The organism is Allobosea sp. P1_B10 (assembly GCF_056406735.1).
On the sequence record NZ_JBFTZP010000014.1, the window covers coordinates 73,764 to 100,272 of the forward strand.

Here is a 26,509-nt window from a genome sequence, read left to right on the forward strand (position 1 = left end):
ATCAGGCCCGTTTCTCGGCCGCGCGAACCAACAGGACGCCAGCGGCGCTATCCGTCACGGAGGACACCGTCGTAGCCTGAATCTTCCAATATTTAGCAGCTTCGGTCAATTCAGCCTCTAGATGTTGTCCCTTCGGAAACAGACCCAGGGCGCCATTTCTCAACAGCTCTTTACACCAGTCGAGCAATTGCGGCAGCGGCGCGAGCGCACGGGCGCAGACGACATCGATCTGACCGGAGAAATCGTCGACGACATCCTCGATCCGCGCATTGTGGACCGTGACCGGCGAACCCGTCAAACGCGCCGCATGGCGCAGGAACGCGCATTTGCGGGCATTGCTTTCGACAAGATGAATCCTGCCACGGCCGCGCTCGGCCAGGCAGATCCCGATGACCAGACCCGGAAAACCGCCGCCTGAACCGAGATCGAGCCAACGCTCGGCATCCGGTGCCAGCGCGTGCACCTGAAGGGAATCGGCGATATGGCGCGTCCAGACATCGGCCAATGTGGTGTTCGAAACCAGGTTCTTCGCGAGTTGCCAGCGCTCGAGCTCCGATACCAGCAGCGCCAGGCGCTCCTCTGTTTCACGTGAAACAGGAGTCAAGCGCAATGCGCGCGTCCTATCGGTATCATCCACAGTACTGCTCAAGCTCCATTAACAGCAGTCGGCACCCTGCGCCCGCGCCGGGCGTGGGCAGCAAGCAAGGTCAAGGCCGCTGGAGTCATCCCCTCCATCCGGGCGGCCTGCGCCAGATCGGCCGGACGCTCGCTGGCAAGCTTGAGCTTGAGTTCATTGGAAAGACCGGAGATGCCATCGATATCGAGATCCTCCGGAACCTTCAGCGCCTGGTCCCGCTTGTAGGCTTCGATCTCAGCGGACTGCCGGTTAAGATACACCGCGTAGACGGCATCGGCAGTCACGCGAGAGATGACTGCAGGGTTATAGGACGCCAGCTCCGGCCAGATCGTGACGAGCTGGCTGTAGTCGATATCGGGATAGGACAGCACCTGATAGGCGCTGCGCCGCAGCCCGTCGCGATTCAACTGCATCCCGCCGGCTTCGGCCTGCTGCGGCGTCAGAGTAAGGGCGGTGAGGCGCTGCCGCAATTGCTCGATCTCGGCCGAACGAGCCTCGAAGTGGCCCGCGCGTGTCGAGCCCACCAATCCGTTCTCGATGCCAAGTCTTGTCAAGCGCTCGTCTGCATTATCGACGCGCAGGGAAAGACGAAACTCCGCTCGCGACGTGAACATTCGATACGGTTCCGTAACGCCCTGCGTCACGATATCATCGACGAGGACGCCAATATACGAAGCTGACCGCTCGAAGCTGACCGGCTTTGCCCCACTTGCCAGCCTCGCGGCGTTGAGCCCCGCAAACAGGCCCTGCGCCCCGGCCTCCTCATAGCCAGTCGTCCCATTGATCTGGCCGGCCAGGAACAAGCCGGTGATCGCACGGGTCTCTAGCGTATTCTTCAGTGCGCGCGGATCGACGAAATCATACTCGATCGCATAGCCGGGCCGCAGCATCTGAGCGTACTCGAGCCCCGGGATGGTCTTGAGGACTCCAAGCTGGACATCCACGGGCAGGGATGTCGAGATCCCATTGGGATAGACGGTGTCGTCGTCGAGCCCTTCGGGCTCCAGGAAGATCTGATGCCCGTCACGGTCGCCAAAGCGACCAACCTTGTCCTCGATAGACGGGCAATAGCGGGGGCCGCGACCCTCTATCTGCCCCGAGAACATCGGCGCTCGATGGAGATTGGCCCGGATCAGGTCGTGGGTCGCCAGCGTCGTGCGGGTGATGCCGCAGGAGATCTGAGGCGTGGTGATCGCGGTCGTCAGCGAGGAGAATGGCTCAGGCGGCTCGTCGCCGGCCTGCATGTCGAGAGACGCCCAGTCGATGGTCCGCCCGTCGAGACGGGGCGGCGTCCCGGTCTTGAGCCGACCGAGCGGAAATCCATGCCGCTCCAGCGTCAAGGACAGGCCAACGGACGGGGCTTCGTCGACGCGCCCGGCGGGCGTCTTGGTCTCGCCGATATGAATCAAGCCGCGCAGAAAAGTGCCCGTCGTCAGCACAACCGTTCCGGTTACGAATCGACGGCCGTCGGCAAGGACGACCGCTGTGACGCGCCCGGCCTCGACGTCGATGTCAAACGCTTCACCCGCGATGATGTCGAGATTGGGCTGCTCGGCAAGGAGGTCCTGGACCGCCGCTCGGTAGAGCTTTCGGTCAGCCTGGGCTCTTGGCCCCCGAACGGCTGGACCTTTGCGCCTGTTGAGCATCCGAAACTGTATCCCCGCACGATCCGCGGCGCGCGCCATGATGCCATCGAGCGCATCGATCTCACGGACGAGATGGCCCTTGCCGAGACCGCCTATGGCCGGGTTGCACGACATGACACCGATCGTCTCGATCCGATGGGTCAAGAGTGCCGTGCGCGCGCCCAGGCGGGCGGCAGCTCCCGCCGCCTCCACGCCGGCATGGCCGCCGCCGACGACGATCACGTCATAGCGGTTCTGAGGTTGTGACATTCGGTTTGGCTATCGAAGCTGAGGCAAGGGGTCAACGAATTAAAGGTTGGTGAACAGCGGTTTCACGTGAAACCGCCCTTCGATCGCTACTTTCCGATGCAGAAGCCGGAGAATAGCTGATCGAGGACATCCTCGACCCCGATTCTGCCGACAAGGCGCTCCAATGCCAAGACGGCAAGCCGCAGGTCCTCGGCCATCAGCTCGACCTGCCCGTGCTCATCGGCCACAACCCTGTCGAGCGCCAGAACGGCATCGGACACAGCCGATCGGTGGCGCTCGCGGGTCAGCAAGGCCGGCTCGACCTGCGCCAATCCACCAAGCCGCCGTTTCAAAGCCTCGAGCAAACCGTCGATGCCCGAGCCTGTCATGGCTGACACCGCGAGTTCGCCCGGCATGACGACTCCCGGCAGGTCCGACTTGGTCGCCAATTTCAGCAAGGTCGGGCCAGCCGTGGATTGGTCCGGGTCCGAATCGATCGGCCTGAGCTTGAGGACGAGGTCTGCGCGCTCAATGAGGGCCTGCGCGCGACGGACACCCTCGGCTTCGATCGCGTCACTGGTGTCGCGCAATCCGGCAGTGTCGACCAGTATGACGGGCAATCCCTCGAGATCGAGGCGGACCTCGATGGCATCCCGGGTCGTACCTGCGACCGGTGAGACGATCGCGATATCACGCCGCGCCAACGCATTCAGCAGGCTCGACTTGCCGGCATTGGGCGCTCCCGCCAGCACGACGACAAATCCGTCTCGCACGCGCTCGCCCATGCGAAAGCTGCCCAGCGCCGCTTGCAACTCTGCCCGTATGGCGGTGGCAATCGCGATCGCCTGTTCGGAAAGCGGGCCGGTGACATCGCCTTCGTCCGAAAAATCGAGTTCGGCGGACAGCAACGCCATCGCGTCGATCAAGCCGCGGCGCCAGCCCACCGTTTGCTTTCCGAGCGCCCCATCCATTTGCCGCAGCGCTTGCTTCCGCTGCCATTCCGTTTCCGAATCGATCAGGTCGGCCAGGCCCTCCACGGCCGCCAGGTCGAGCTTTCCAGCCTCAAACGCGCGGCGCGTAAATTCGCCGGCCTCGGCCAGGCGAACACCGGCAATCGAGGTCAGCAACGCTAGCAGTCGGGACAGGACCGCGCGCGAGCCGTGAACCTGAAGTTCAGCGACGTCCTCGCCTGTGAAGCTGTGTGGCGCCGGGAAATAGAGCACGAGACCGCTATCGACGACATCCTCGCCATCGCGCAGCCTGCGCAGCGCGGCTGTCCGTGGCGAGGGGAGGTCGCCTGCAATCGTTTCGAGGATGAATCGAACGCGCGGCCCGGATATCCGGATGACCGATACGCCGGCGCGGCCCGCTCCGGACGACAGGGCGACGATGGTCTGGGCGTCATTCGCATTCATTGAGAGGTCCGTTGCCGGCAGGGGTCGCTTCGGTTCCGAATCGGATCATTTTTTGAGATGGTATGCCCGAGTATGGCTGCGATCAGGGAGCGGTATGACTCTGTTTGCCTCTGCGGCAGGGGCCCCGCACTGCCCCGGGTCGATAGCAATGACTTGCTCATAGCCTGCGAACGGAAACGGACCCGCACTTGGTACGGGTCCGAATCAAACTGCCGGAGTCGAGGCCTGGATGCAGCGCCGCGGCGCTGCCGTCAGGTGTTCATGGAATCGAAGAAGTCCGAGTTCTGTTTGGTCTGGCGCAGCTTGTCCATCAGGAACTCGATCGCGTCCTGCGGACCCATCGGGTTGAGAATGCGACGCAAGACATAGGTCTTCTGCAGGTCGGACTTCGGCGTGATCAGCTCTTCCTTCCGGGTGCCCGACTTGAGGATGTCGATGGCCGGGAAGATGCGCTTGTCGGAGACCTTGCGATCCAGAATGATTTCCGAATTGCCGGTGCCCTTGAACTCCTCGAAGATCACCTCGTCCATGCGCGAGCCGGTATCGATCAGGGCGGTCGCGACGATGGTCAGCGAACCGCCTTCCTCGATGTTACGGGCGGCGCCGAAGAAGCGCTTGGGCCGCTGCAGGGCGTTGGCATCGACACCGCCGGTCAGGACCTTGCCGGAGGAGGGGACAACCGTGTTGTAGGCGCGTCCGAGACGGGTGATCGAGTCCAGCAAGATCACGACGTCGCGGCCATGCTCGACCAGGCGCTTGGCCTTCTCGATCACCATCTCCGCGACCTGGACGTGGCGGGTCGCCGGCTCGTCGAAGGTCGACGAAACGACCTCGCCCTTCACGGAGCGCTGCATGTCCGTGACCTCTTCAGGCCGCTCGTCGATGAGCAGAACGATGAGGTAGCATTCAGGATGGTTGGTGGTGATCGACTGAGCGATATTCTGCAGCAGGACGGTCTTGCCGGTCCGCGGCGGCGCGACGATCAGCGCGCGCTGGCCCTTGCCGATCGGCGAGACGATGTCGATGACACGTGCCGAGAAATCTTTCTTGGTGGGGTCGGTGACCTCGAGCCTCAAGCGCTCATCGGGATAGAGCGGCGTCAGGTTGTCGAAGTTGATCTTGTGCTTGATCTTCTCGGGGTCTTCGAAATTGATCGTGCTGACCTTGAGCAGCGCGAAATAGCGTTCGCCGTCCTTGGGTCCGCGGATCGGCCCCTCGACGGTGTCGCCGGTGCGAAGCCCGAACTTCCGGATCTGCGTCGGCGAGACATAGATGTCGTCGGGCCCCGGCAGATAATTGGAATCGGGCGAGCGCAGGAAGCCGAACCCGTCGGGCAGGACCTCTACTACGCCTTCGCCGAGGATTTCGGTCTCTTTCGCAGCGAGCTGCTTCAGGATCGCGAACATCAGCTCCTGCTTGCGCATCGTGCTGGCGTTCTCGACCTCGAGCCCCTCGGAAAAGGCGAGCAGTTCGGTCGGCGACTTGACCTTGAGGTCTTGGAGCTTGATTTCCCGCATGGGGCACCCGGATCGTAAAGCCCGGCCCGAAACAAGGCAGGGATGATGGCATGGTGGAAGGGACGTCAGACCCAGGACGGGCCCGCGTAACTGTTGCAAGCCAGTGAGCGTCTGCAGCGGCAGCCGGCCCACGAATCATCAACAACAGGAAAGTACGCCGGAGAGGCGTACACGGTGATAGCGGGAAACGCAGCCGCGCTCAAGCTGGAATCGCGACGGCGCTCAGAACGGCTTGACGATGACCAGGATCACGATTGCGGCCATCAGGACAGCGGGGACCTCGTTGATGATCCGGTAGAAGCGAGGGCTCTTGTCGTTGCGGTCCCCGGCGAAGGCGCGCACCCGGCCGGACAGGTAGCCGTGGATGCCCGAAAGGATGAAAACCAGCAGGATCTTGCCGTGCAGCCAGCCGCCCTTGAAGCCGAAGGCGCTCCAGGCGAGGTAGAGTCCGAGCACCCAGGTCACGATCATCGCGGGGTTGATGATGCCCTTGAGCAGCCGTCTTTCCATGATCTTGAAGGTCTCGGACTGAATGGATCCGACCTGCGCCTCCGCGTGATAGACCATCAGCCGGGGCAAATAGAGCATTCCGGCCATCCACGCGATCACGGCCATGACGTGGAACGCCTTGATCCATTCATACATCGGGATCGATCCTTCAGGCTCTGACTGCGGCGAGCAGGCGCTCGACATGGGCGATCGGGGTGTCGGGCAGAATGCCGTGCCCGAGATTGAAAATGAAGGGACGCTCGCCGAAAGCCGCCCGGATCGCCGCGACCTCGGCCTCCAGCTCGGGACCACCGGCCCGGAGGACCAGCGGGTCGAGATGGCCCTGGACCGGCACGAGAGGCTGGATCTCGCTGCGGACGAAATCGCGATCGATCTCGGTTTCCAGCCCGACTGCATTGACCCCGGTCTGTGCGACATAGGCCGGGATCTGCCGGCCGGCCCCGCGCGGGAAGCCGATGATGCGGGCCTGCGGATGACGCGCGCGCACCAACTCGACCAGCCGCCGCGTCGGGGCGATGCACCAGCGCACGAAGTCCTCGGGTGCGAGCGATCCCGCCCAGCTGTCGAAGATCTGCACCGCATCGACGCCCGCATCGATCTGGCGGCAGAGATAATCCGCGGAAACCTCGACGATGCGATCGATCAACCGCTGGAACAGCTCTGGGTCCCGCGTGAACAGGTCCTTCGCCGGACCCTTGTCCGGCGTACCGCGCCCGGCCACCATATAGGTCGCCACAGTCCAGGGAGCGCCACAGAAGCCGATCAGCGCGGTCTTGCCGGGCAGGGCTGCCTTGACCCGGGCGACGGTCTCGTAGACCGGCCCGAGGACGGTCTCGTCGGCATGTTCGTGAAGTTCGCGAAAGCGAGCCTCGTCAGGGACCGGGTCCAGGCGCGGACCCTCGCCTTCGACGAACCAGAGCTTCTGGCCCAGCGCATGCGGGATCACCAGGATATCTGAGAACAGGATCGCTGCGTCGAACCCGAAGCGTCGGATCGGCTGCAAGGTCACCTCGGCAGCCATTTCTGGATTGTAGCAGAGCGACAGGAAGCTGCCGGCCTTGGCGCGCAATTCACGATATTCGGGAAGATACCGTCCGGCCTGGCGCATCATCCAGATTGGCGGAACGGGCAGCGCTTCGCCAGCGAGCGCTCGGAGAAAGAGGGGTGTCTCGGACGTCGGCATACCCACTCAGGACCTCAATCTTCATCTCTCTTCAATAAAATTTTAATAGAGAGAGATTCTTCTGTTTTGACTCTTGGATGGGGGCAGATAGCCCGACGCAAGATTGTCCACAACGGGTCCACAGGCTCTGCGCCTGCGAGCGATCGCCGCATATCCGGCGGCTCGGCGCCATAAGCCGTTCTTAACAAGCGTGAATCGCCGGACGCCGCTTCGGGTCGAAAATGATTCACGTGAAACATTCCTTCGCTGCGGTCACAGCGCTTGGCCTGTTGATCGAATCCGGGAGTTATACACGGCGGCCGTCACCGCCGGAAAAACAGTTCGGTTGTCCACACTAACCCCCAGCTCCTGAGCGACCTGCCCGAACCCGAAAGCCTCGCGCGAATCGGGTGTCGCGTTTGCATTGCGGGCTCGCCGGGTTAGAGGTTGCATATGGCGCAAACCCCGGAAACAGCCTTGCCCCGCAACTACTTTCATCTCCACCTTGTCTCCGATGCCACCGGCGAGACCCTGATCGCGGTCAGCCGGGCTGCTGCGGCCCAGTACGAATCGGTCTCGGCGATCGAGCATGTCTATCCGCTGGTGCGGTCGGAGGCGCAGCTCGCGCGCGTGCTGGCCGAGATCGAGGCCTCTCCCGGTGTGGTGCTCTACACATTGGTCGAACCGGAATGGCAGGCTCGGCTGGAGAGTTTCTGCGCTGAACTCGGTTGTCCCTGCCTCTCGGTGCTGCAACCGGTGCTGTCGCTGTTCCAGTCCTATCTGGGCCAGGCCTCGGCGCCGCGGCCTGGTGCGCAGCACGTGCTCAACGCGGAATATTTCCGTCGCATCGACGCGATGAACTACACGCTGCTGCATGATGACGGGCAACTCGGCGGCGATCTCGAAAGCGCCGACATCGTCCTTGTCGGAATTAGCAGGACCTCCAAGACGCCGACCTCGATCTATCTCGCCAATCGCGGGATCAAGACAGCCAATATCCCGCTCGTCCCGCATGTGCCGTTGCCACCCGAGGTCGAGCGCCTGAAGAAGCCCCTGATCGTCGGCCTCGTCGCCAGCGCCGATCGCATCATTCAGATCAGGCAGAACCGGCTGCTGTCCCTGAAGGCAGATGACGAAACGCCCTATGTCGACCCCGACGCCGTCGCTGATGAGATCGTCCAATCGCGCCGACTCTGCGCGCGGCGCGGCTGGCCCGTGATCGATGTCACCCGCCGCTCGATCGAGGAGACCGCCGCGGCGATCCTCGATCTCCTGCGCGATCACCGCATGAAGTTCATCGCGACATGAGCGCAGGTTCTGCGTTCTGGCTGTCCGATGTGCCCTTGCTGCTGGCCTCGGGCAGCACAACCCGTCGCGATATGTTGCAGGCAGCAGGCATCCCCATCGAGATCGCCAGGCCCGAGATCGACGAACGCGCTGTCGAAAAGCCTTTGCAGGATGCGGGCGCGCCCGCAGATGCGATTGCCGCTGCGCTCGCCTGTGCCAAGGCGCTGGCCGTCTCGACCCTGCATCCCGGGCGGATCGTACTGGGCGCCGACCAGACGCTGAATTGTGCCGGCGCAAGCTTTCACAAGCCCGAGGATATGGCGGCGGCCCGCGACCAGATCACGGCCTTGGCGGGGCAGACCCATGAACTGCACTCCGCCTTCGTGCTGGCCCGCGATGGTAGTCTGATCGGGGAGGGCGGCGCGACGGCGCGTCTGACGATGCGTTCGCTGGCGCCTGCGTTCATCGAAACCTATGTCGCCGCGATGGGCGATGCCGCCCTGACGAGCGTCGGCGCCTACCAGATAGAGGGCATCGGAGCCCAGCTCTTCGAGACGATCGAGGGCGACCATTTCACCATTCTCGGCCTGCCGCTTTTCGCCGTTCTCGCGGCCCTGCGCGAGCATGGCCTGTTGCGACACTGAGGACTGCGAGACCTATTCCATGAGCCCGCGCTGTTTCGTCATCGGTCACCCGATCGCCCACTCCCGCTCGCCCCTGATCCATGGAACCTGGCTCGCACAGCATGGGCTGGCCGGCTCCTATGAACGGATCGACGTCGCGCCCGCAGCGCTGCCTGATTTCATCGGACGTATCCGCTCGGGCGAACTCACGGGTGGCAATGTCACGGTGCCGCACAAGGAGTCCGTCCTGCCACTGCTCGACCATCTCACCGAGACGGCCCGCACGATGGGCGCCGCCAACACGCTCTGGTGCGAGGATGGCAGGCTCCATGGTGACAACACCGACGCCGCCGGTTTCCTCGGGCATCTCGACGCGACCGTCCCGGGATGGGATGCCCGGGTCGGGACGGCCTTGCTGCTCGGGGCAGGCGGGGCTGCCCGTGCCATCGCCTATGGCTTGAGGACACGCGGCGTCGGGCGCATCATCCTCGCCAACCGCAGTGCTGCCCGTGCCGCCGATCTCGCGGCGTCGCTCGGTGCGCCGCTGGAGACCGCCGATTGGGCCGGCCGCAATACGCTCGTGGGAAGCGCCGACCTCATCGTCAACACGACGTCGCTCGGCATGAAGGGCCAGCCGGCGCTCGATCTCGACCTGTCCGCGCTGCGGCCGGGAACGATCGTCGACGACATCGTTTATGTCCCGCTGAAAACCGCGCTGCTCGAAGAAGCCGAGCGTCGCGGCGGCATCATCGTCGATGGTCTCGGCATGCTGCTGCATCAGGCGGTTCCCGGCTTCGCGCGCTGGTTCGGAATCACGCCCTCGGTCACGCCGGCGCTGCGGGCAAGGCTCGAAGCCGATATCCTCGGGGCCTGATTCGACACGGCCGCAACGGCAAGGCGCTCATGACCTTCATCCTCGGACTGACCGGCTCGATCGGCATGGGCAAGTCGACGACCTCGGAATTCTTCCGGGCGCGCGGCGTGCCGGTCCATGATGCCGATGCCTCCGTCCATGCGCTCTATCGCGGCCGCGCGGTACCTGTGATCGAGGCGGCGTTTCCCGGCGTGGTCGTAGACGGCGTGGTCGACCGGAGCCGACTTTCGGCTGCCGTCGTCGGCCGGACTGACGCCTTGACGGCTCTGGAAGCTGTGATCCATCCGCTAGTCCGTGAGGAGGAGCAGGCCTTCATCGCGCGCTGCCGCAAGGCCGGGCTGGGGCTTGCGGTGCTCGACGTGCCGTTGCTTCTGGAGACCGGAGGGCAGGGCCGCTGCGACGCCGTTCTGGTCGTCACCGCATCGGCCGAGATCCAGCGCGCCCGGGTCCTGGCCCGTCCGGAAATCACCGAGGCGAAGCTCCAGGCGATCCTCGCCCGCCAGATGCCCGATGCGCAGAAGCGTCGTCATGCCCACTTCCTTGTGGACACGGGCCGCGGGCTGCTGGCAGCACAGCGACAGGTCGGTTCTATCCTCAGCGTACTCGCCGGCCGGCCCGGCCGAGGGGGTTCATCCAAGGCCGCCACAAATGCGTGAGATCGTTCTCGATACCGAGACCACAGGCGTCGAAGCCAATTCCGGCGACCGCATCGTCGAGATCGGTTGCGTCGAGCTGATCAACCACTGCCCGAGCGGCAAGAATTTTCACGTCTACATCAATCCCGAGCGGGGGATGCCGGACGGCGCCTTCCGGGTCCACGGCTTGTCGGAAGCGTTCCTGTCGGACAAGCCGGTCTTTGCCGCGATCGCCGACGATTTCATCGACTTCATCGCCGATGCCAGGCTCGTCATCCACAACGCCTCCTTCGACATCGGCTTCCTCAATATGGAGATGAAGCGGCTCGGCCATAGCCCGATCGAGATGACGCGCGTCGTCGACACGCTGGCTCTGGCGCGTCGAAAACATCCCGGCGCTTCCAACAGCCTGGATGCACTGTGCTCGCGCTATGGCATCGACAATGCCCGGCGCACCAAGCACGGCGCGCTGCTGGATTCCGAGATCCTGGCGGAAGTCTACATCGAGCTGATCGGCGGCAAGCAGACCACGCTTGGCCTCGGCACTGTCGATGCCGGGAGCGCGGCCGGTGGATTGGCGGCGGCGCTGATCGAGCGTCCGCAGCGGCAGCGCCCCTTGGCGCCGCGGCTCGATGCGGCGACGCTGGCGGCCCACGAGGCCTATGTCCTCACGCTCGGCAAGACACCGCTCTGGCGCGGTTATCTCGGTCTCAACGACGAGGCGTAAAGGCCTCGTCGAGAGCGCAGGGCAGCAGGCCGTTGCCGGGAGAGGCAGGACGCTGGAGCGCTGCCTCACCCGAATGACTTAACCTCGCTGTAGGTCAGCGCTTGGTCCGGCGCCGCGACAGCATGTTGAGCGCCTCGATCAGTGCCGAGAATGCCATTGCCGCATAGATGTAGCCCTTCGGAACATGCACGCCGAAGCCTTCGCCGATCAGCGTTCCGCCGATCATCAGCAGGAAGCCCAGCGCCAGCATCACGATGGTCGGGTTCCGTTCGATGAAGCCCGCCAGCGGGTCGGCCGCGAGCAGCATCACCAGCACCGCGACGATCACGGCGATGACCATCACAGGAATATGCTCGGTCATGCCGACCGCGGTGATGATGGAGTCGATCGAGAAAACGAGGTCGAGGATCAAGATCTGGACGATCACGCCGCCGAAGGTCACGGCTGCGGCCCTGCCGCCATCAAAGACATCGGGGCCATGGTCGGCATCGACCTTGTGATGGATTTCGGTCGTTGCCTTCCAGACCAGGAAGAGTCCGCCGGCGATCAGGATCAGGTCGCGCCAGGAAAAGGCCTTGCCGAGGACGGAGAAGATCGGGGCCGTCAGCTGCACGATGATTGCCACCGTGCTGAGCAGGCCCAGGCGCAGGATCAGCGCCAGTCCGATGCCGATCCGGCGACCGCGCGAGCGCTGCTCCTCGGGGAGCTTGTTGGTCAGGATCGAGATGAAGATCAGGTTGTCGATGCCCAGGACGACCTCCATGGCGATCAATGCCCCGAGCGCGACCCAGACGGCGGGATCGGCGGCAAGCGTCAATAGGTAGTCCATTCATCCTCCTGCTGATGGCGAAACGGCGGGCGCCTGGGTGGCGTCCGCCGTGCTCGATCACAGCGAGATGGAGGGCCCATGGCCCACCCGCAAGGTTCTGCGGCGGCCAAAAACGCAGAAAGGGCCCATGAGGGCCCTTTCCTTGGATGCGATCGGCACGAGCCGGATCAGGAATTCGCAGCGTTCGGCTGGCCCTGCATCTCCTGCAGACGCTGCTGGAACAGCGCGGCGAAATCGATCGGCGGCACATAGAAGGGCGGGAAGCCGCCATTCTGCACGGCCTCGGCGATGATCTGCCGGGCGAAGGGGAAAAGCAGGCGGGCGCAGTCGATCACCAGCACCGGGTGAATGTGCTCCTGCGGGATGTTCTGCAGGCGGAACACGCCGCCATAGCTGAGATCGAATGCGAACATGGTCTCGCCATTGAGCTCGGCCTTGCCCTCGAGCTGCAGCACGGTCTCGTAGTCGTCGCCGCCCAGCGCGGTGCCGGAGACGTTGACCTGCAGGGACATCTGCGGTCCCTGCTCGCCCTGCTGCCCGAGCGCGCGCGGCGCCTTCGGGTTCTCGAACGAGAAATCCTTGGTGTACTGGATGAGCGCGCTCATGCTCGGCGCCGCGTCGGCTGCTTGCGCGCCGTTTCCGTTGGGAATGTCGTTGGCCATCGGTCCCATCATGATCTGCAGGCTGACTTTGGGAAATCCCGCGCCGAAGCCGGCGCCCGGGACTTTCGCATCGTTCTCCGATGCATTTGCGGGCGTCGGCTAACATGGACGCTGCCGCCGCACAAGAAGCCGCCTTCACAAGCAGGGGGGTGGATGTTACGAGCCTGCATGCCCATATTGCGCTTGTCGGTCAAAAGCCCTGCGGGGACAGGCCGATGCGAGATGCGACCACTGGAGCTCCGGATCAGGTTTCGATGCAAAATTCCTTCGACATGACGACTCTGGTCTTCCTGGCTCTGGCCGTTTTCGTCGCCTGGAAGCTGCGCTCCGTGCTCGGTCAGAAGACCGGCCAGGAGCGCCCGCCTACCGATCCTTTCGCCCGCCGCGACAATGCGGCGGCACGGCCCGATCAGGCGGCCCCGACGGCCGCCGATGGCAAGCGCGACAATGTCATCCGCCTCCCCGGCGCTGCCAATGATCCCGCCGCTGCACCCGCCCCTCCGGCCGCCGATCGCTGGGCCAGCATCGCGCCGGCGGATTCGCCGATCGTGGCCGGCATCGAGGCGATCATCCGCCAGGAGCCGTCCTTCGATCCGCATGCCTTCCTCGGCGGTGCCAAGGCTGCGTATGAGACCATCGTCACCGCGTTTGCCCGCGGGGATCGTAAGACCCTGAAGGGCCTGCTCGCCAAGGAAGTCTATGAGGGCTTCGAGCAGGCGATCACGGATCGCGAGAAGCGCGGTGAAAAGGCCGAGTCCTCTTTCGTCTCGATCGACAAGGCCGAGATCACCGGCGTCGACGTCAAGGGCAAGACCGGTCAGGTCACGATCGGCTTCATTTCGCAGCTGATCAGCGTGGTTCGCGATGCGCAGGGCGCCGTCGTCGACGGCAGCGCCGAGGCGGTCTCCGAGGTCAATGATATCTGGACTTTCTCGCGTCAGCTCGGCAGCCGCGATCCCAACTGGTTGCTGGTCGCGACCGAATCCGCTGCGTGATCCGTGGCGCCGGTGTCGTGCTGGCGCTCGCCTTCGCAGCCTGTGGCGCGACCATGAACCCGGCCTTGTCTGACGCGCCGCCGCTTCCTCCCGGGGTTCGTGCGGACGCTGTCGCGCGGGAAACGATCGCCGGCTGGGCTCGGGACGATCATCGCATCGCCTTGGAGATCTTTGCGCGCGGTTGCATGACCGATCCGCCGCTGCGTGCAGCCGTGGCGGTTCCCGCTGCGCTCGGGCGCGCCTGCGACGCAGCCCGCGCCCTCGTACAGGCCGGCCCGGTCGACGCAGAAACCGCCCGGAGCTTCTTCGAGACCCGCTTCACGTTCTGGCGTATCCGCCCCGCGCAGGGCGAGACCGGCTTCATGACCGGTTATTTCGAACCGGAGTTCGAGGGCTCGCTGACACGATCGGAGGCGTATCCGACGCCGCTCTACGGCCGTCCCGCCGATCTCGTCACCAGGATGCCGGGCGATGACTGGCCGGGCCTGGACAATGCGCTTTCGGCCGCCCGGCGCACAGCTCGTGGGCTCGAAGCCTTTCCCGACCGGGCCGCCATCGAGACCGGCGCGCTCGAAGGCCAGCAGCTGGAAATCCTCTGGATGCGCGATCCCGTCGATCGCTTCGTCCTGCAGGTCCAGGGTTCCGGCCGCATCCGCCTGCCCGACGGCGGCGTCACCCGCCTCGTCTATTCCGGCCGCAACGGCCACGCCTACACCTCGCTCGGCCGCGTCCTGAGCGAGCGCGAGAACATTCCGCCCGCGCAGATGACGATGGACCGGCTGGTCGCGCGTTTGAAGGCCGACCCGGATTTCGCCCGCGACCTGATCCGGCTCAACCGTTCCTTCGTGTTCTTCGCCCGGCGCGACGACCTGCCGCCTGATTCCGGCCCGATCGGTGGGGCCGGCCTGCCGCTGACGCCTATGCGCAGCATCGCCATCGATCGCACCATCTGGCCCTATGGCCTGCCCGCCTGGATCGAAGCCACGCTGCCCGACGGCACGGGCGGCGACGAGCGCCTTGCGCGGTTGGTGATCGCGCAGGACACCGGCTCCGCGATCCTGGGCGCGGCGCGCATCGATCTGTTCGTCGGCTCGGGCGCGACGGCGGGACACCGCGCCGGGCTTGTCCGCCATCCCTTCGACTTCACCGTGCTCTGGCCGCGCTGACGATGCGCACGCGGCGGGGCAAGACATTGTCGGAGGCGGATATCGCGCTCTGGCGGCAGGTGGCGCGTTCGGTCAAGCCGTTGCCGGGCCGGGCCCCGATCGAGCCCGAAACTGTCGCGCAGCCTGCGCCGCCCCCGAAAACGGACACGGCCCCGCTGGCGATTTCCGTTTCATTGAAGCCGGTCGCAAAGCCCGCACCGCCGCCGCTGGCGCCGCTCGAGCGCCGCCTGCGGACACAGTTGCGACGGGGCCAGCAGACCGTCGAGGCCAAGATCGACCTGCACGGCCTGCGCCAGGACGAGGCGCACAGCGTCCTCAACGGCTTCCTGCGCCGCGAACAGGGCCGTGGCACCAAGCTCGTACTGGTCGTCACCGGCAAGGGCGGCGTCGGCGCGAGTCTGTTCGGTGACGAGCGCGGTGTGCTGCGCCGTATGGTGCCGCATTGGCTGGGATTGCCGGAGATGCGCGCACTGGTCGTCGGCTTCGAGGAGGCCGAGCTGCGCCATGGCGGTTCCGGCGCACTCTATATCCGCCTGCGCCGCAACCGTGAGTTCGGCGCGTGACGCCCTTCGGCCAGCGCGTCCGGCAATTGCGCGCCCAAAGGGGCATCACCCTGGCCGAGATGGCCGAGGGACTGGGTGTGACGCCGGCCTATCTCTCGGCGCTCGAGCACGGCAAGCGAGGCCGCCCGACCTTCACGCTGATCCAGGGCACCATCCATCTGCTTGGTGTGATCTGGGACGATGCCGACGAACTGATCCGCCTGGCCGACCTCTCGCATCCCCGCGTGACGGTCGATACGGCGGGGCTCGAGCCCGAGGCGACGCTGCTCGCCAACCGCCTGGCGCGGGATATCGGCGAGCTGGAGCCCGACGAGATCCGCGAACTCGGCGATATCCTCGACGCCGCCGCGACGCGCCGCGCCGCTTCCCCAAAGCCCGCTTGAGCGCGCCGGCTTGACCCCGGGTCCGGCGGATGCAACACGCGCGCCCAATCCCATCCCTCAGTTCAGCATCCGGACCCTGCCACGATGAGCCAATCGCGCACCGACGTCCTCGCCCTCGGCAACGCTATCGTCGATGTCATCGCCACGGCAGAGGAGGATTTCCTGAAACGCTTCGAGCTCAACAAGGGCTCGATGGCGCTGATCGACGAGGCCCGCGCCGAAACGCTCTATACCGCCATGGGCCCGGCCAAGATCATCTCGGGCGGCTCGGCCGCCAACACCATTGCCGGCCTCGCCTCCTTCGGCGGAAAGGGCGCCTTCATCGGCAAGGTCAAGGCCGATGAGCTCGGAAAGCTCTATCGCCACGATCTCACCTCGCTCGGCGTCTCCTTCGACACCGCTGCGGCGACCGAGGGCGCCGCCACGGCGCGCTCCTTCATCATGGTGACCCCTGATGGCGAGCGCACCATGAACACCTATCTCGGCGCCTGCCAGGGCCTCTCCGTGGCCGATGTCGACGCCAAGGCCGTCGAGAACGCGGACATCATCTATCTCGAAGGCTATCTCTGGGATCCGCCGGCCGCCAAGGATGCCTTCCGCAAGGCATCGGAAATTGCCCACAAGGCTGGCGGACGCGTGGCGATAACCCTGTCGGATTCATTCTGCGTCGACCGCTACCGCGACGAGTTTCTGGGCCTGATCCGCAACCGGATGGTCGATATCGTCTTCGCCAACGAGCATGAGCTGAAGAGCCTCTACCAGGCGGCGGCCTTCGACGATGCGCTTGCTGCGCTGCGCGCCGAGAACATCCTCGCCGTCATCACCCGCTCCGAGAACGGCGCGCTGGCCCTGACGCCTGATGGAATCGTTGCCGAGCCCGTCTTCCCCGTCGATCGCGTGGTGGACGCCACCGGCGCCGGCGATCTCTTCGCTGCCGGCTTCCTGTACGGTCTGACCTCGAACCGCGAAGTCCGCGACAGCCTGCGGCTCGGTGCTCTGGCTGCGGCCGAGATCATCAGCCATGTCGGCGCCCGACCCGATGTCAGCCTGAAGACCCTGGCGGGGAACGAAGGGCTGCTGTGAGCGTGCCGTTCTCCTTCCGGAGAAGCGGCCCCATAGCCGTCACATGAAGAAGGGGCCGCGTCAGCGGCCCTTTCTCGTTTGGCCCGAGATCAGGCTCTTCAATACAGCGTCGCCTTGACGCGCCCAGGTAGCGCTCTGTCGTAGGCCTCCCCGTCAAAGGTCTCGACAGCCGCATCACGCGCCGTGATGTCGCGCAGGATCTGCCCCGCGCTCGGCAGCTCTCGCCTGTCGACATGCCGCGTTGGGTTCCACAGGTCGCTCCGCACCACCGCGCGCGAGCACTGGAAGTAGACAGACTCCACCGCGACCACGATGACGCAGGCCGGGAGCTTTCCGGCCATCTCGAACGCGCCACACAACTTAGGGTCGCTGGAAATCGACGCGCGTCCGTTCACGCGCAACGTCTCTCCGCAACCGGGTATCAGGAAGAGCATTCCGATTCTCGGATCGAACAGGATATTCTGCAACGAATCCAGTCGGTTATTGCCTTTTCGGTCCGGAATGAGGAGCGTTTTCGCGTCCCTCAGCCTGACGAAGCCCGGCATATCCCCACGCGGTGAACAATCCAGGCCGTCGGGACCATTTGTCGCGAGCACGAAAAAGGGCGAGGCGGTGATCAGCGCAGCATAATTGGCATCGACGTGGTCGATCTCCTTGGCGAGCGACGCCGGCGCCACGGGGTTAGCGTAGAGCGCCGCAAGGTCGTCGGGCGAAGTGATGGCGTGAGTCGACATGCGGTCTCCGATCGGTCGCATAAGTCTAGACTATGGAAATTCGATGCGCCAGCACCCGGCTAGGCGATAGCCGCGGCGATCGCGCTAGCAAGGCCAGACGGATTCTCCACCGCCATCGAGTGCCCGGCACGCGGCACGACGGCGAGACAGATATCCTGAAGGTTCTCCGCATCCGGATAAGGAAGCGATGCTTCTCCGACGATCAGTGTGCGTGGAACCACAAGTCCCGAGAGGATGTTCCGCCAGCTTGGGTCGGTGCCTGCGACAAGCGACACTGCTGCGCGATGAACCGCATAGGGCGCGCTGCCAGACAGGGACGCGGCCCAGGCTTGATCTCCCTCGGCCAGGCTGGAGCGCACAAGCTCGTCATGTCCCGACGCGACGTAATCGGCCTCGCCCAGCATCGCGATACGCCGGCTGAAGACACCACCGCCCGGGTCGAGGTTTGGTTCTCCCAGCACCAGTCGGCGCAAGCGGCCCTGGAGCATCGCACCAGCCGATATCGCGACCGCTCCGCCCATGCTGTGCCCGAACAGGTCAAGCTCCGGGAGGCCGAGAGCTTCAATCAGCGATACCAGGCTGATGGCATGGTCGGCGATCGAATAGGAGAAATCGCCCGGCCGGTCGCTGCCGCCGGAGCCGAGCAGGTCGACGAGCAGCATGCGGCGCCCCCGCAGCGCCGCGTCAGCTGCCACGGCCGGATAATCGGAGGACGAGGCGCAGCCCAGACCATGGATGAAGATCAGCGGCGGACCCTCGCCGGCGAGGTCGTGGTAGCGCAGAAACCCGCCAGCAGCCGGCACCATGAAGGATGTCATCGTCGTCTCCGATCTGTCCCGATCCTGATGCTTGGCGGCCTCGACGATGTCAGCAGTCCTGCCGCCTGAAAAGCAAAACGCCCCGCATCCTGGGATGCGGGGCGTTTCCTTATTCAATCAAGCGTCGAGCGCAGGGCTCACTCGGCCTGCTGCTTCTCGCGGGTCTTCTCGGCGTCGCGCTGCGCCTTCAGTTTCTCGGTCAGGTCTTCGCCGGTCTCCTGGTCGACAACCTTCATCGAGAGGCGGATCTTGCCGCGATCGTCCTGGCCGAGGAACTTGACCTTGACCTTGTCGCCTTCCTTGACGACGTCCGAGACCTTCTGGACGCGGTTTGCGGCCAGTTCGGAGATGTGGACGAGGCCGTCCTTGGCGCCGAAGAAGTTCACGAAGGCGCCGAACTCCATGATCTTCACGACGGTACCGTCATAGATCATGCCGACTTCGGCCTCGGAGACGATCGACTTGATCCACTTGATCGCAGCTTCGATCGACTTGCCGTCGGCCGATGCGATCTTGATGGTGCCGTCGTCCTCGATGTTGACCTTGGCGCCGGTCTTCTCGACGATTTCGCGAATGACCTTGCCGCCGGAGCCGATGACTTCACGGATCTTGTCGACCGGGATCTTCATCGTCTCGATGCGCGGGGCATATTCGCCGAGCTGGCCGCGCGAGGTGGCAAGCGCCTTGTTCATCTCGTTGAGGATGTGGTCGCGACCGCCCTTGGCCTGGTCGAGGGCGACCTTCATGATCTCCTCGGTGATCCCCGCGATCTTGATGTCCATCTGCAGCGAGGTGATGCCCTCGGCCGTTCCGGCGACCTTGAAGTCCATGTCGCCGAGATGGTCCTCGTCACCCAGGATGTCGGAGAGCACCGCGAAGCGCTCGCCTTCCAGGATCAGGCCCATGGCGATGCCGGCGACGGGTGCCTTCAGGGGCACGCCGGCGTCCATCAGGGCAAGCGAGGTGCCGCAGACGGTGGCCATCGAGGAGGAGCCGTTCGACTCGGTGATCTCCGAGACGACGCGGATGGTGTAGGGGAATTCCGACTTCGCCGGCAGCATCGGGCGAATGGCGCGCCAGGCGAGCTTGCCGTGGCCGATTTCGCGACGGCCGGGCGAACCCATGCGGCCAGCTTCACCCACCGAGTAGGGAGGGAAGTTGTAGTGCAGCAGGAAGGTTTCCTTGTAGGTGCCTTCCAGCGAGTCGATGAACTGCTCGTCGTCGCCGGTGCCCAGCGTGGTCACGACCAGCGCCTGGGTCTCGCCGCGGGTGAACAGGGCCGAGCCGTGGGTGCGCGGCAGGATGCCTGCTTCCGACACGATCTTGCGGACCGTGGTGAGGTCGCGGCCGTCGATGCGGACGCCATCGTCCAGGATCGTCCAGCGAACGACCTTGGCCTGGGCTTCCTTGAACTGGCCGGCGACCTGCTCCTTGGTGAAGCTGGTCACGCCGTCCGGCTCATCCGAGACGAGCGCGGCGACCTTGGCCTTGGCGGCGTCGAGGGCCTTGTAGCGCTCGGCCTTGGTGCGGATCTGGTAGGCTGCGCGGATATCCGCATCGACCAGCTTGAGCACGGCGTCGAGCACGACGGAGTTGTCGGCCGGGGTGTAGTCGCGCGGCTCCTTGGCGGCCTTCTCGGCCAGGCGGATGATCGCGTCGATGACCGGCTGGAAGTGCTTGTGGCCGAACATCACGGCGCCGAGCATGATCTCTTCCGAGAGCTGCTTGGCTTCCGACTCGACCATCAGCACGGCGTCGGGGGTGCCGGCTACGATCAGATCGAGTTCCGACTCCTTGATCTCGTCGACCAGCGGGTTGAGCTTGTAGGCGCCGTCGAAATAGCCGACGCGGGCGGCGCCGACCGGGCCCATGAAGGGCACGCCAGACAGGGTTAGGGCAGCCGAGGTCGCGACCATGGCGACGATGTCGGGGTCGTTCTCGAGGTCATGCTGCAGCACGGTGCAGACGACCTGCGTCTCGTTGCGGTAGCCTTCGACGAAGAGCGGGCGGATCGGCCGGTCGATCAGGCGCGAGACCAGCGTCTCCTTCTCGGTCGGGCGGCCTTCGCGCTTGAAGTAGCCGCCGGGAATGCGGCCGGCCGCGAAGGTCTTTTCCTGGTAGTTCACGGTCAGCGGGAAGAAGTCGATCCCCGGCTTCGGCGACTTGGCCGAGACGACGGTCGCGAGCACGACGGTCTCGCCATAGGTCGCGAGCACGGCGGCATCGGCCTGGCGGGCGATCTTGCCGGTTTCGAGCACGAGCTTGCGCCCGCCCCAGATCAGTTCTTCGGTCTGTACATCGAACATGGATTTTCTTTCGGATCGGATGCGATCCAGCCTTGGCGTCGCAAGCCCATGAGCAAGACGGCGAAGCGCTCGGTTATGTGACGGTTTTGCGCCCGAGCGCTCGGCGATCCTGCCATGGACGAGGAAGGTGCCCGGCGGATCATGCGAAAGTCCGCCCCATGCGGCCTTCGCGTTGGATCGGGGCACTGACCGCACCATTGCGGCAGCCCCGGTAGAAAGGCCGCCCGGAGCGAGATCGCACCGGGCGGCAAAGGCGTTTCAGCCGATGATCAGCGGCGGATGCCGAGCTTCTCGATCAGGCTCTTGTAGCGGCCTTCGTTCTTGCTCCTCAGGTAGTCGAGCAGCGAACGACGCTGCGAGACCATCTTGAGCAGGCCGCGACGGGAATGGTTGTCCTTGGTGTGCGACTTGAAGTGGCCGGTCAGGTTGTTGATGCGCTCCGTGAGGATCGCGACCTGGACCTCCGGCGAACCGGTGTCGTTGAGGGTGGTGGCATGCTCTTTCATGAGCGCGGTCTTGCGCTCGGCAGTGATCGACATCGGGGGATCCTTCGGTTGGGTGTTGATCTGGCGGGCCAGGCCGGGATGTCGTCCAGCAGGGTCCGAAGTCCGCAGCGCTCTCATCGCGGAGAGGCTGCGCCGCCGGTTATAAGGCCGGTTGGGGCGGGATATACACGAAATCGCGGGAAACGCCAGCGCGCAGCCGCGCCGTGGAACATGTGCCGGAGCGCACGGTTTGAGTCGCGAACCTGGAAATGTGAGTGATCGCCATGGCCGACACCGCCAAGGACCGCCTGATCATCGCGCTCGGCGCGCAACTCAGGGCAGAGCGCGAGACGCGCGAGGCGCTGGCAGGCGTCATCGCCAACGGCCAGCTCGACCCGGAGGTTCTGCAGGCCATCCTGAGTGATCCCGTGCCCGTGGTGACCCGCGAGGATCTCATGCATGCCGAGGCAATTGCGATGGGGGACCGGCCGCTCGGAGCGAAGCGGCCCGACGATCGGCTTCGCGCCGCCTGACGGCGCGGGCGAGGGGCAGGCTCAGGGCGTACCGGCCTCGTCCCTCGGATGGCCGCCGCGATCATAGAGTCTCTGCGCCTCTTCGACGGCGCCGATATTTGCCTCTGCCCAGAGCCGGAGGCTGTCGACCGTCGCCGCCAGCGTGCGTCCAAGCTCGGGCAGCGAATATTCCACCGTCACCGGCACGGTCGCGAACACCTCGCGCCGGATGAGCCCGTCTCGCTCCAGGCTTTTCAGCGTCTGCGAGAGCATTTTCTGTGAGATGTTATCGATCCGCCGGCGCAGCGCGTTGAAGCGCAGCGTGCCGTCCCCGAGTGCGATCAGGATCAGCACGGCCCAGCTGTCGCCGATGCGGTCGAGTACACGGCGCGTGGGACATTGCGCATTGAAGGGGTCGGGGCGCTGCAGCATCGCGGTTTCCCTGAGGTGACCAGGTCGCGCGAAAGTGCCTTCTTTACGGGAGGGCAACGGCGAGCCATCTAGGTTCTATCGGAGTGGTAGTATCCAATAGTTACCAGGGCAAGGGTTTCTGTCATGTCCATCGCACTCATCGGCGCCACCGGCCATATCGGCTCGCGCCTGCTCGGCGAACTCGTTGCGCGCGGCCACGCGGTCACGGCCATCGTCCGCAATCCGGACAAGGTGCCTGCGCTGCCGGGCGTCGCCGCGGCGAAGGGGGATGTCTTTGAACAGGCAGGCCTCGCCACGCTGCTGGCCGGTCATGACACCGTGATCAGCGCCGTGCATTTCTCCGCCAGCGATCCCGTTGCCCTGATCGGCGCCGTGAAGCAGGCGGGAGCCAAGCGCTATCTGGTGGTTGGCGGGGCCGGCAGCCTCGAGGTCGCACCGGGCGTGAAACTCTTCGACACGAAAGAGTTCCCCGCAATCTATCTCGACGAGGCCAGGAAGGGCGGCGTCTTCCTCGATCTGCTGAAGCAGGAATCCGCGCTGGACTGGACCTTCCTGTCGCCCTCGGCGCTGATCCAGCCCGGCGAGCGCACCGGTGTCTTCCGCCTGGGATCGGACCAGCTTCTGGTCGACGCAGACGGCAAGAGCACAATCTCCACCGAGGACTTTGCCGTGGCCCTGGTCGACGAACTCGAGAAGCCCGCCCACCGGCGCCAACGCTTCACCGTCGGTTACTGAGGCGCGGTGGGCCTACTTCGTTCAGGCAAGGCGGCCCGAGGCCTGCCGGAGCGCGGCCGGCCTGACGAAACGGTGATCGCCGAGGGTCAGGATGCCGCGCCGGGCGATGGCGATCGCGGTGCGGCCGGTATCGCTCTCGAAATAGAGCTGCGAACCGTCGACCTCGTAGCGGCCGCTATAGGCGCCGCCATCGAGGCCGAGCTTCTTGTCGTAGCGGCCGTTGGGACGCAGCGCGAGGCGCGTCGACCCGCCATCGCTGACCCAGAGCCCCATCATGGCGCGCTCTTCCGGCGTCGGCTGGGCGAAGTCTGCGAGGTCGATCTCCAGCGCGCGGCCGGTGCTCGGGATACGCACCGCATTGGTAAGGTTGCCGATGAGGGTGAGGACACGGTTGAACTGCATGATGGCCTCCTGCGGACAATTTGAGAAAACTGCGTCGCGGCAAACCTGCCGCAACGCTCGAGCGTGAGCTCAATATGGACTGGCAGCTGGCCGAACGATGATTTCGCTGACATCGACATCGCCGGGCTGCTCGATCGAGAAGGCGATGGCGCGGGCGATGGCCTCGGGCTCGATCGCGATCTGGCGGAACTCGGCCATGGCGGCTTGCGCCGCAGGGTCGGTGATCGTTCCCGCCAGCTCCGAGCGGGTGACGCCAGGGGAGATCACGGTGACACGTATGTCGTTGTGCTCCTGGCGCAAGCCCTCCGAGATCGCCATGACGGCGAATTTCGTGGCGCAGTAGACCGCGGCCGTCGGGAAGACGGCATGTCCTCCGATCGAGGAAATATTGACGAACTGGCCCGAGCCCTGGCGCTTCATGACCGGAAGGCCGGCCTTGATGCCATGCAGTACGCCGCGGATGTTGACGTCTATCATCCGGTTCCATTCGTCGATTTTGGCGGCTACCAGAGCCGAAAGCGGCATCAACCCGGCGTTGTTGACGATGACGTCGACACGCCCGAACTCGGCCTGCGCAAAACCGATGAAATCCTCGAAGTCCCCGGCATCGGCGACGTCGAGCGCCTTGAACCGGACCGAGCCGCCCGAGGCCTGAATGCCGGCCGCCAGCCTCTCGAGGAGATCGACGCGCCGCGCGCCGATCACGACATGGGCGCCCTTGGCGGCGAGTTCGCGCGCAGTGGCCTCGCCGATGCCGCTGCTTGCGCCTGTGATCACAACGACCTTGCCCTTGATCTCCGACATGATGCTTCTCCTCTATGGCCAGTCGCTGGGATGCTCCGGCGTGAGCACATCAATGCCGTCCGGAGCCTGCGAGGCGGTAGACCGAAGCGCCACAAGGATTGCACGATCCTCCAGATCGGCCGATTTGGGATCGCGATACTGGCTCAATTCATTGTATGAAACTCCAGACGCGACCGATCAGGAGATTGGGCACGCGGCAAGCGGGAGGGTTGATCGATGCGGCAGGCCGATGAACTTGCAGCCTTGATTGCGAGGCTCGTCACCACGGATGGCATGCATGAGACCGCGATCCCGCGCCTGGCGCTGATCCACTCCTGCCGCCCGACAGAGCCGCTCCATGCGCTTCACGAGCCGGCCCTCTGCATCATCGTGCAGGGCAGCAAGCAGGTCATCCTGGGCGACCAGATCCACCTGTATGACCGCTCGCACTACCTCGTCGTCTCGGTCGACCTGCCCGTCGTCGGCCAGGTCCTCGACGCCACCGATGCGGCCCCCTATCTCTGCCTGCGGCTCGATCTGGATCCCGTCCAGCTCGGTGCATTGTTGCTCGAGACCAAGCCCGAAATCGGCGATGTCACCGATAGCGTCCGCTTTGGCGCCAGCCCAGGGCTCGCGGTCAACGCAGCCGCGCCCGAACTGCTAGACGCCGCGTTGCGGCTCGTCAGGCTCTTGGAGACGCCGCGCGACATTGCGGTTCTGGCGCCGTTGGCCGAGCGCGAAATCCTCTATCGCCTGATGCATGGCGAGCAGGCCGCGCGCCTGCGGCAGATTGCGACGGCGGAAAGCAGGATGCAGCAGGTCAATCGCGCCATAGGCTGGATCAAGCAGAACTATGCCCGGGGCTTCAGCATCGAGACGCTGGCCAGCGAGGCGCGCATGAGCCCCTCGGCGCTCCACCAGCATTTCAAGGCGGTCACCGCGATGAGCCCGCTGCAATACCAGAAACAATTGCGGCTGCAGGAGGCGCGCCGCCTGATCCTGGGCAAGGCGCTCGACGCCGCCTCCGCCGGGTTCGAGGTCGGCTATGACAGCCCCTCGCAATTCAGCCGCGAATATCGCCGGCTGTTCGGCGCCCCGCCGCTGCGCGATGTCGCGCGGCTGCGGAACGCGTCGTCATTGGAACTGGCGGGAGCCTGAGCGACCGGCGCTCAGAACTCTTCCCAACCGGCATCGCTGGCGCGGCTGTTGGCGGTCTTTCGCGCCGGAGCCGCGGCAGCAGGACGTGGTGTGTCTGCCTTGGCAGATGCGCGGCTCTGGGCGAAAGCGGCCTCGGCGAGCTGGCGCAGGCGCTGCGGCTCGCTGCCCGGCTTCGGCGCGGCTTTCGCAGCAGAGGCAGTGGCTCGCTGCGGCGCCGCGGCCACAAGGCCTGTCGCCCGCGCGGGAGCAACCTCATGGCCGGTGCGGAAGGCCGCGACGAGGTCGTTGAGCTGGCCAATGCGGCCCGACAGCGAACCCGCAGACGCAGCGCTCTGCTCGGCGAGTGCCGCATTGGCCTGCGTCATCTCGTCGAGATGCGCGACCGCCTGGCTCATCTCGTCGATGCCGTTGGCCTGCTCGCCGGAGGCTGCCGAGATGTCGGCGATGGTGGCGGCAACCTTCTGCGAGGCCGCCTGGATCTTGGTCAGCGAGGCACCCGCCTGGCGCACCAGCTTGACGCCCTCGCCGACCTCGGCGTTCGAGGACGAGATCAGCCCCGAAATATCCTTCGCGGCTGCGCCCGAGCGCTGCGCCAGCGTACGCACCTCGGAGGCGACGACGGCAAAGCCCTTGCCGGCATCGCCGGCGCGCGCGGCTTCGACCGCCGCGTTCAGCGCCAGCAGGTTGGTCTGGAAGGCGATGTCGTCGATGACGCGGATGATCTCGGAGATCTTCTGCGAGGCGCTCTCGATGCGCGCCATCGCCTCGACGGCCTCGCCGGCGATCGCGCCGCCGGCCTGGGCGGCCTGCATCGCCTCGTCTGCGATCGCCGCCGCCTCACGCGACGCCTGCGCGGACGCTTTCACGGATGCCGCGAGTTCCTCGGTGGTGGCCGCCGTCTGCTCCAGCGACGAGGCCTGCTCCTCGGTGCGCTTGGAGAGATCGTCGGCGCCGGTGTTGATCTCGCGGGCCGCCAGCCCGACATCGGCCGAGGTGATCTGGATCGTGCGGACCGTCTGGGAGAGCCGCTCGACGGTGTCGTTGATGGCGCCCTTGAGTTCGGCAAATTTTCCGCGATAGGCGGTGTCGATGCGGGTGGTCAGGTCGCCACCTGCGATCGCCTGCAGGGCCTGCGAGAACTCGCTGGTGGCGCTGTCGACAACCCCGTTGATCTCGTTGATGCCCTCGACAAGCTCCTTCAG

General features: G+C 65.2%; 29 protein-coding genes. 13 read left to right on the forward strand and 16 right to left on the reverse strand.

All coding sequences use genetic code 11. The features are described from left to right. Nucleotide 1: 1 nt before the first annotated feature. The 6 genes from rsmG to hemE all read right to left on the reverse strand — a co-directional run bounded on the left by rsmG (nucleotide 2) and on the right by hemE (nucleotide 7,136). Nucleotides 2-637 carry a 16S rRNA (guanine(527)-N(7))-methyltransferase RsmG gene (rsmG, locus tag AC1D2L_RS22110; protein ID WP_476848055.1) on the reverse strand — a complete coding sequence of 212 codons (636 nt, stop codon included), beginning with the start codon at nucleotides 635-637 and terminating at the stop codon, nucleotides 2-4. An 8-nt stretch (nucleotides 638-645) separates the two neighbouring features. Beyond that, nucleotides 646-2,532, reverse strand: a complete 1,887-nt coding sequence (mnmG, locus tag AC1D2L_RS22115; RefSeq protein WP_476848056.1) for a tRNA uridine-5-carboxymethylaminomethyl(34) synthesis enzyme MnmG — start codon at nucleotides 2,530-2,532, stop codon at nucleotides 646-648. A gap of 86 nt (nucleotides 2,533-2,618) precedes the next feature. Continuing rightward, nucleotides 2,619-3,926 carry a tRNA uridine-5-carboxymethylaminomethyl(34) synthesis GTPase MnmE gene (gene mnmE / locus AC1D2L_RS22120; protein WP_476848057.1) on the reverse strand — a complete coding sequence of 436 codons (1,308 nt, stop codon included), beginning with the start codon at nucleotides 3,924-3,926 and terminating at the stop codon, nucleotides 2,619-2,621. Between the two features lie 251 nt (nucleotides 3,927-4,177). Further along, nucleotides 4,178-5,443, reverse strand: a complete 1,266-nt coding sequence (gene rho, locus AC1D2L_RS22125) for a transcription termination factor Rho (RefSeq protein WP_476848058.1) — start codon at nucleotides 5,441-5,443, stop codon at nucleotides 4,178-4,180. A 222-nt stretch (nucleotides 5,444-5,665) separates the two neighbouring features. Then, nucleotides 5,666-6,088 carry a protoporphyrinogen oxidase HemJ gene (gene hemJ / locus AC1D2L_RS22130; protein WP_476848059.1) on the reverse strand — a complete coding sequence of 141 codons (423 nt, stop codon included), beginning with the start codon at nucleotides 6,086-6,088 and terminating at the stop codon, nucleotides 5,666-5,668. A 13-nt stretch (nucleotides 6,089-6,101) separates the two neighbouring features. Continuing rightward, nucleotides 6,102-7,136, reverse strand: coding sequence for a uroporphyrinogen decarboxylase (gene hemE, locus AC1D2L_RS22135; RefSeq protein WP_476848087.1), 1,035 nt, complete (start codon nucleotides 7,134-7,136; stop codon nucleotides 6,102-6,104). A gap of 456 nt (nucleotides 7,137-7,592) precedes the next feature. Between hemE and AC1D2L_RS22140 the strand changes: the two genes are divergently transcribed. Genes AC1D2L_RS22140 through dnaQ form a run of 5 tightly spaced genes read left to right on the forward strand, consistent with a single transcriptional unit; the run spans nucleotide 7,593 to nucleotide 11,261 of the window. Continuing rightward, nucleotides 7,593-8,423, forward strand: coding sequence for a pyruvate, water dikinase regulatory protein (locus AC1D2L_RS22140; protein WP_476848060.1), 831 nt, complete (start codon nucleotides 7,593-7,595; stop codon nucleotides 8,421-8,423). Beyond that, on the forward strand, nucleotides 8,420-9,046 hold the full coding sequence (locus tag AC1D2L_RS22145; protein WP_476848061.1) for a Maf family protein: 627 nt from the start codon (nucleotides 8,420-8,422) through the stop codon (nucleotides 9,044-9,046). Before AC1D2L_RS22140 ends, AC1D2L_RS22145 begins: the two co-directional genes overlap by 4 nt. A 19-nt stretch (nucleotides 9,047-9,065) precedes the next feature. Continuing rightward, complete coding sequence (locus AC1D2L_RS22150; protein WP_476848062.1) at nucleotides 9,066-9,899, forward strand: shikimate dehydrogenase; 834 nt, start codon at nucleotides 9,066-9,068, stop codon at nucleotides 9,897-9,899. Nucleotides 9,900-9,928: 29 nt separating this feature from the next. Continuing rightward, complete coding sequence (gene coaE / locus AC1D2L_RS22155) at nucleotides 9,929-10,555, forward strand: dephospho-CoA kinase (RefSeq protein WP_476848063.1); 627 nt, start codon at nucleotides 9,929-9,931, stop codon at nucleotides 10,553-10,555. After that, a complete protein-coding gene (gene dnaQ / locus AC1D2L_RS22160; RefSeq protein WP_476848064.1) occupies nucleotides 10,548-11,261 on the forward strand; it encodes a DNA polymerase III subunit epsilon in 714 nt (237 codons plus the stop codon). Before coaE ends, dnaQ begins: the two co-directional genes overlap by 8 nt. 94 nt (nucleotides 11,262-11,355) lie before the next feature. On the opposite strand, the gene AC1D2L_RS22165 is transcribed toward dnaQ, so the two are convergent. Together AC1D2L_RS22165 and secB are read right to left on the reverse strand one after the other, a co-directional pair. Next, a complete protein-coding gene (locus AC1D2L_RS22165; protein ID WP_476848065.1) occupies nucleotides 11,356-12,090 on the reverse strand; it encodes a TerC family protein in 735 nt (244 codons plus the stop codon). A 167-nt stretch (nucleotides 12,091-12,257) separates the two neighbouring features. Beyond that, nucleotides 12,258-12,752 (reverse strand): protein-export chaperone SecB, encoded by a 495-nt coding sequence (gene secB / locus AC1D2L_RS22170; protein WP_476848066.1) that lies wholly within the window; start codon nucleotides 12,750-12,752, stop codon nucleotides 12,258-12,260. Nucleotides 12,753-13,006: 254 nt separating this feature from the next. Here secB and AC1D2L_RS22175 point away from each other — a divergent pair, with 254 nt between their 5' ends. From AC1D2L_RS22175 to AC1D2L_RS22195, 5 genes are all read left to right on the forward strand, one after another. Further along, nucleotides 13,007-13,747 (forward strand): Tim44/TimA family putative adaptor protein, encoded by a 741-nt coding sequence (locus AC1D2L_RS22175; protein WP_476848067.1) that lies wholly within the window; start codon nucleotides 13,007-13,009, stop codon nucleotides 13,745-13,747. Then, a complete protein-coding gene (gene mltA, locus AC1D2L_RS22180) occupies nucleotides 13,744-14,913 on the forward strand; it encodes a murein transglycosylase A (RefSeq protein WP_476848068.1) in 1,170 nt (389 codons plus the stop codon). The genes AC1D2L_RS22175 and mltA overlap by 4 nt, the downstream gene beginning before the upstream one ends. Before the next feature lie 2 nt (nucleotides 14,914-14,915). Further along, nucleotides 14,916-15,476, forward strand: a complete 561-nt coding sequence (locus tag AC1D2L_RS22185) for a Smr/MutS family protein (RefSeq protein WP_476848069.1) — start codon at nucleotides 14,916-14,918, stop codon at nucleotides 15,474-15,476. After that, nucleotides 15,473-15,859: a helix-turn-helix domain-containing protein gene (locus AC1D2L_RS22190; protein ID WP_476848070.1), complete on the forward strand. Its 387-nt coding sequence runs from the start codon at nucleotides 15,473-15,475 to the stop codon at nucleotides 15,857-15,859. The genes AC1D2L_RS22185 and AC1D2L_RS22190 overlap by 4 nt, the downstream gene beginning before the upstream one ends. Nucleotides 15,860-15,943: 84 nt before the next feature. Then, a complete protein-coding gene (locus tag AC1D2L_RS22195) occupies nucleotides 15,944-16,942 on the forward strand; it encodes an adenosine kinase (RefSeq protein WP_476848071.1) in 999 nt (332 codons plus the stop codon). A 98-nt stretch (nucleotides 16,943-17,040) separates the two neighbouring features. On the opposite strand, the gene AC1D2L_RS22200 is transcribed toward AC1D2L_RS22195, so the two are convergent. The 4 genes from AC1D2L_RS22200 to rpsO all read right to left on the reverse strand — a co-directional run bounded on the left by AC1D2L_RS22200 (nucleotide 17,041) and on the right by rpsO (nucleotide 21,339). Continuing rightward, nucleotides 17,041-17,676: a pyridoxamine 5'-phosphate oxidase family protein gene (locus AC1D2L_RS22200; RefSeq protein ID WP_476848072.1), complete on the reverse strand. Its 636-nt coding sequence runs from the start codon at nucleotides 17,674-17,676 to the stop codon at nucleotides 17,041-17,043. A gap of 59 nt (nucleotides 17,677-17,735) precedes the next feature. Beyond that, nucleotides 17,736-18,494, reverse strand: coding sequence for an alpha/beta fold hydrolase (locus AC1D2L_RS22205; protein ID WP_476848073.1), 759 nt, complete (start codon nucleotides 18,492-18,494; stop codon nucleotides 17,736-17,738). A gap of 137 nt (nucleotides 18,495-18,631) precedes the next feature. Continuing rightward, on the reverse strand, nucleotides 18,632-20,800 hold the full coding sequence (gene pnp / locus AC1D2L_RS22210) for a polyribonucleotide nucleotidyltransferase (RefSeq protein WP_476848074.1): 2,169 nt from the start codon (nucleotides 20,798-20,800) through the stop codon (nucleotides 18,632-18,634). Nucleotides 20,801-21,069: 269 nt separating this feature from the next. After that, complete coding sequence (gene rpsO, locus AC1D2L_RS22215; RefSeq protein ID WP_476848075.1) at nucleotides 21,070-21,339, reverse strand: 30S ribosomal protein S15; 270 nt, start codon at nucleotides 21,337-21,339, stop codon at nucleotides 21,070-21,072. Between the two features lie 230 nt (nucleotides 21,340-21,569). Here rpsO and AC1D2L_RS22220 point away from each other — a divergent pair, with 230 nt between their 5' ends. Then, nucleotides 21,570-21,818, forward strand: coding sequence for a hypothetical protein (locus tag AC1D2L_RS22220; protein WP_476848076.1), 249 nt, complete (start codon nucleotides 21,570-21,572; stop codon nucleotides 21,816-21,818). Between the two features lie 21 nt (nucleotides 21,819-21,839). On the opposite strand, the gene AC1D2L_RS22225 is transcribed toward AC1D2L_RS22220, so the two are convergent. After that, entirely contained in the window at nucleotides 21,840-22,229 is a 390-nt protein-coding gene (locus tag AC1D2L_RS22225; RefSeq protein ID WP_476848077.1) for a winged helix-turn-helix transcriptional regulator, read from the reverse strand. A gap of 123 nt (nucleotides 22,230-22,352) precedes the next feature. Between AC1D2L_RS22225 and AC1D2L_RS22230 the strand changes: the two genes are divergently transcribed. Then, nucleotides 22,353-22,964, forward strand: coding sequence for an NAD(P)-dependent oxidoreductase (locus AC1D2L_RS22230; RefSeq protein ID WP_476848078.1), 612 nt, complete (start codon nucleotides 22,353-22,355; stop codon nucleotides 22,962-22,964). A 21-nt stretch (nucleotides 22,965-22,985) separates the two neighbouring features. Here AC1D2L_RS22230 and AC1D2L_RS22235 read toward each other — a convergent pair whose 3' ends face one another. Together AC1D2L_RS22235 and AC1D2L_RS22240 are read right to left on the reverse strand one after the other, a co-directional pair. Further along, nucleotides 22,986-23,366 carry an Atu4866 domain-containing protein gene (locus AC1D2L_RS22235; protein WP_476848079.1) on the reverse strand — a complete coding sequence of 127 codons (381 nt, stop codon included), beginning with the start codon at nucleotides 23,364-23,366 and terminating at the stop codon, nucleotides 22,986-22,988. 69 nt (nucleotides 23,367-23,435) lie between these two features. Continuing rightward, a complete protein-coding gene (locus AC1D2L_RS22240; protein ID WP_476848080.1) occupies nucleotides 23,436-24,170 on the reverse strand; it encodes an SDR family oxidoreductase in 735 nt (244 codons plus the stop codon). Between the two features lie 216 nt (nucleotides 24,171-24,386). Between AC1D2L_RS22240 and AC1D2L_RS22245 the strand changes: the two genes are divergently transcribed. Then, nucleotides 24,387-25,307, forward strand: a complete 921-nt coding sequence (locus AC1D2L_RS22245) for an AraC family transcriptional regulator (RefSeq protein WP_476848081.1) — start codon at nucleotides 24,387-24,389, stop codon at nucleotides 25,305-25,307. An 11-nt stretch (nucleotides 25,308-25,318) separates the two neighbouring features. On the opposite strand, the gene AC1D2L_RS22250 is transcribed toward AC1D2L_RS22245, so the two are convergent. Then, the coding region (locus AC1D2L_RS22250) for a methyl-accepting chemotaxis protein (RefSeq protein ID WP_476848082.1) at nucleotides 25,319-26,509 on the reverse strand (1,191 nt) is incomplete at its 5' end.

What these genes read in the sequence shown, in the direction of transcription:
- hemE (WP_476848087.1), bottom strand. Translation starts at nt 7,136, where the DNA reads ATGCCGACGTCCGAGACACCCCTCTTTCTCCGAGCGCTCGCTGGCGAA.
- dnaQ (WP_476848064.1), top strand. Translation starts at nt 10,548, where the DNA reads ATGCGTGAGATCGTTCTCGATACCGAGACCACAGGCGTCGAAGCCAAT.
- AC1D2L_RS22185 (WP_476848069.1), top strand. Translation starts at nt 14,916, where the DNA reads ATGCGCACGCGGCGGGGCAAGACATTGTCGGAGGCGGATATCGCGCTC.
- AC1D2L_RS22230 (WP_476848078.1), top strand. Translation starts at nt 22,353, where the DNA reads ATGTCCATCGCACTCATCGGCGCCACCGGCCATATCGGCTCGCGCCTG.
- secB (WP_476848066.1), bottom strand. Translation starts at nt 12,752, where the DNA reads ATGGCCAACGACATTCCCAACGGAAACGGCGCGCAAGCAGCCGACGCG.
- AC1D2L_RS22195 (WP_476848071.1), top strand. Translation starts at nt 15,944, where the DNA reads ATGAGCCAATCGCGCACCGACGTCCTCGCCCTCGGCAACGCTATCGTC.
- AC1D2L_RS22145 (WP_476848061.1), top strand. Translation starts at nt 8,420, where the DNA reads ATGAGCGCAGGTTCTGCGTTCTGGCTGTCCGATGTGCCCTTGCTGCTG.
- coaE (WP_476848063.1), top strand. Translation starts at nt 9,929, where the DNA reads ATGACCTTCATCCTCGGACTGACCGGCTCGATCGGCATGGGCAAGTCG.
- AC1D2L_RS22165 (WP_476848065.1), bottom strand. Translation starts at nt 12,090, where the DNA reads ATGGACTACCTATTGACGCTTGCCGCCGATCCCGCCGTCTGGGTCGCG.
- rho (WP_476848058.1), bottom strand. Translation starts at nt 5,443, where the DNA reads ATGCGGGAAATCAAGCTCCAAGACCTCAAGGTCAAGTCGCCGACCGAA.
- AC1D2L_RS22220 (WP_476848076.1), top strand. Translation starts at nt 21,570, where the DNA reads ATGGCCGACACCGCCAAGGACCGCCTGATCATCGCGCTCGGCGCGCAA.
- hemJ (WP_476848059.1), bottom strand. Translation starts at nt 6,088, where the DNA reads ATGTATGAATGGATCAAGGCGTTCCACGTCATGGCCGTGATCGCGTGG.
- AC1D2L_RS22150 (WP_476848062.1), top strand. Translation starts at nt 9,066, where the DNA reads ATGAGCCCGCGCTGTTTCGTCATCGGTCACCCGATCGCCCACTCCCGC.
- AC1D2L_RS22245 (WP_476848081.1), top strand. Translation starts at nt 24,387, where the DNA reads ATGCGGCAGGCCGATGAACTTGCAGCCTTGATTGCGAGGCTCGTCACC.
- mnmE (WP_476848057.1), bottom strand. Translation starts at nt 3,926, where the DNA reads ATGAATGCGAATGACGCCCAGACCATCGTCGCCCTGTCGTCCGGAGCG.
- AC1D2L_RS22235 (WP_476848079.1), bottom strand. Translation starts at nt 23,366, where the DNA reads ATGCAGTTCAACCGTGTCCTCACCCTCATCGGCAACCTTACCAATGCG.
- mnmG (WP_476848056.1), bottom strand. Translation starts at nt 2,532, where the DNA reads ATGTCACAACCTCAGAACCGCTATGACGTGATCGTCGTCGGCGGCGGC.
- AC1D2L_RS22225 (WP_476848077.1), bottom strand. Translation starts at nt 22,229, where the DNA reads ATGCTGCAGCGCCCCGACCCCTTCAATGCGCAATGTCCCACGCGCCGT.
- AC1D2L_RS22175 (WP_476848067.1), top strand. Translation starts at nt 13,007, where the DNA reads ATGCAAAATTCCTTCGACATGACGACTCTGGTCTTCCTGGCTCTGGCC.
- AC1D2L_RS22200 (WP_476848072.1), bottom strand. Translation starts at nt 17,676, where the DNA reads ATGTCGACTCACGCCATCACTTCGCCCGACGACCTTGCGGCGCTCTAC.
- AC1D2L_RS22240 (WP_476848080.1), bottom strand. Translation starts at nt 24,170, where the DNA reads ATGTCGGAGATCAAGGGCAAGGTCGTTGTGATCACAGGCGCAAGCAGC.
- rpsO (WP_476848075.1), bottom strand. Translation starts at nt 21,339, where the DNA reads ATGTCGATCACTGCCGAGCGCAAGACCGCGCTCATGAAAGAGCATGCC.
- pnp (WP_476848074.1), bottom strand. Translation starts at nt 20,800, where the DNA reads ATGTTCGATGTACAGACCGAAGAACTGATCTGGGGCGGGCGCAAGCTC.
- AC1D2L_RS22205 (WP_476848073.1), bottom strand. Translation starts at nt 18,494, where the DNA reads ATGACATCCTTCATGGTGCCGGCTGCTGGCGGGTTTCTGCGCTACCAC.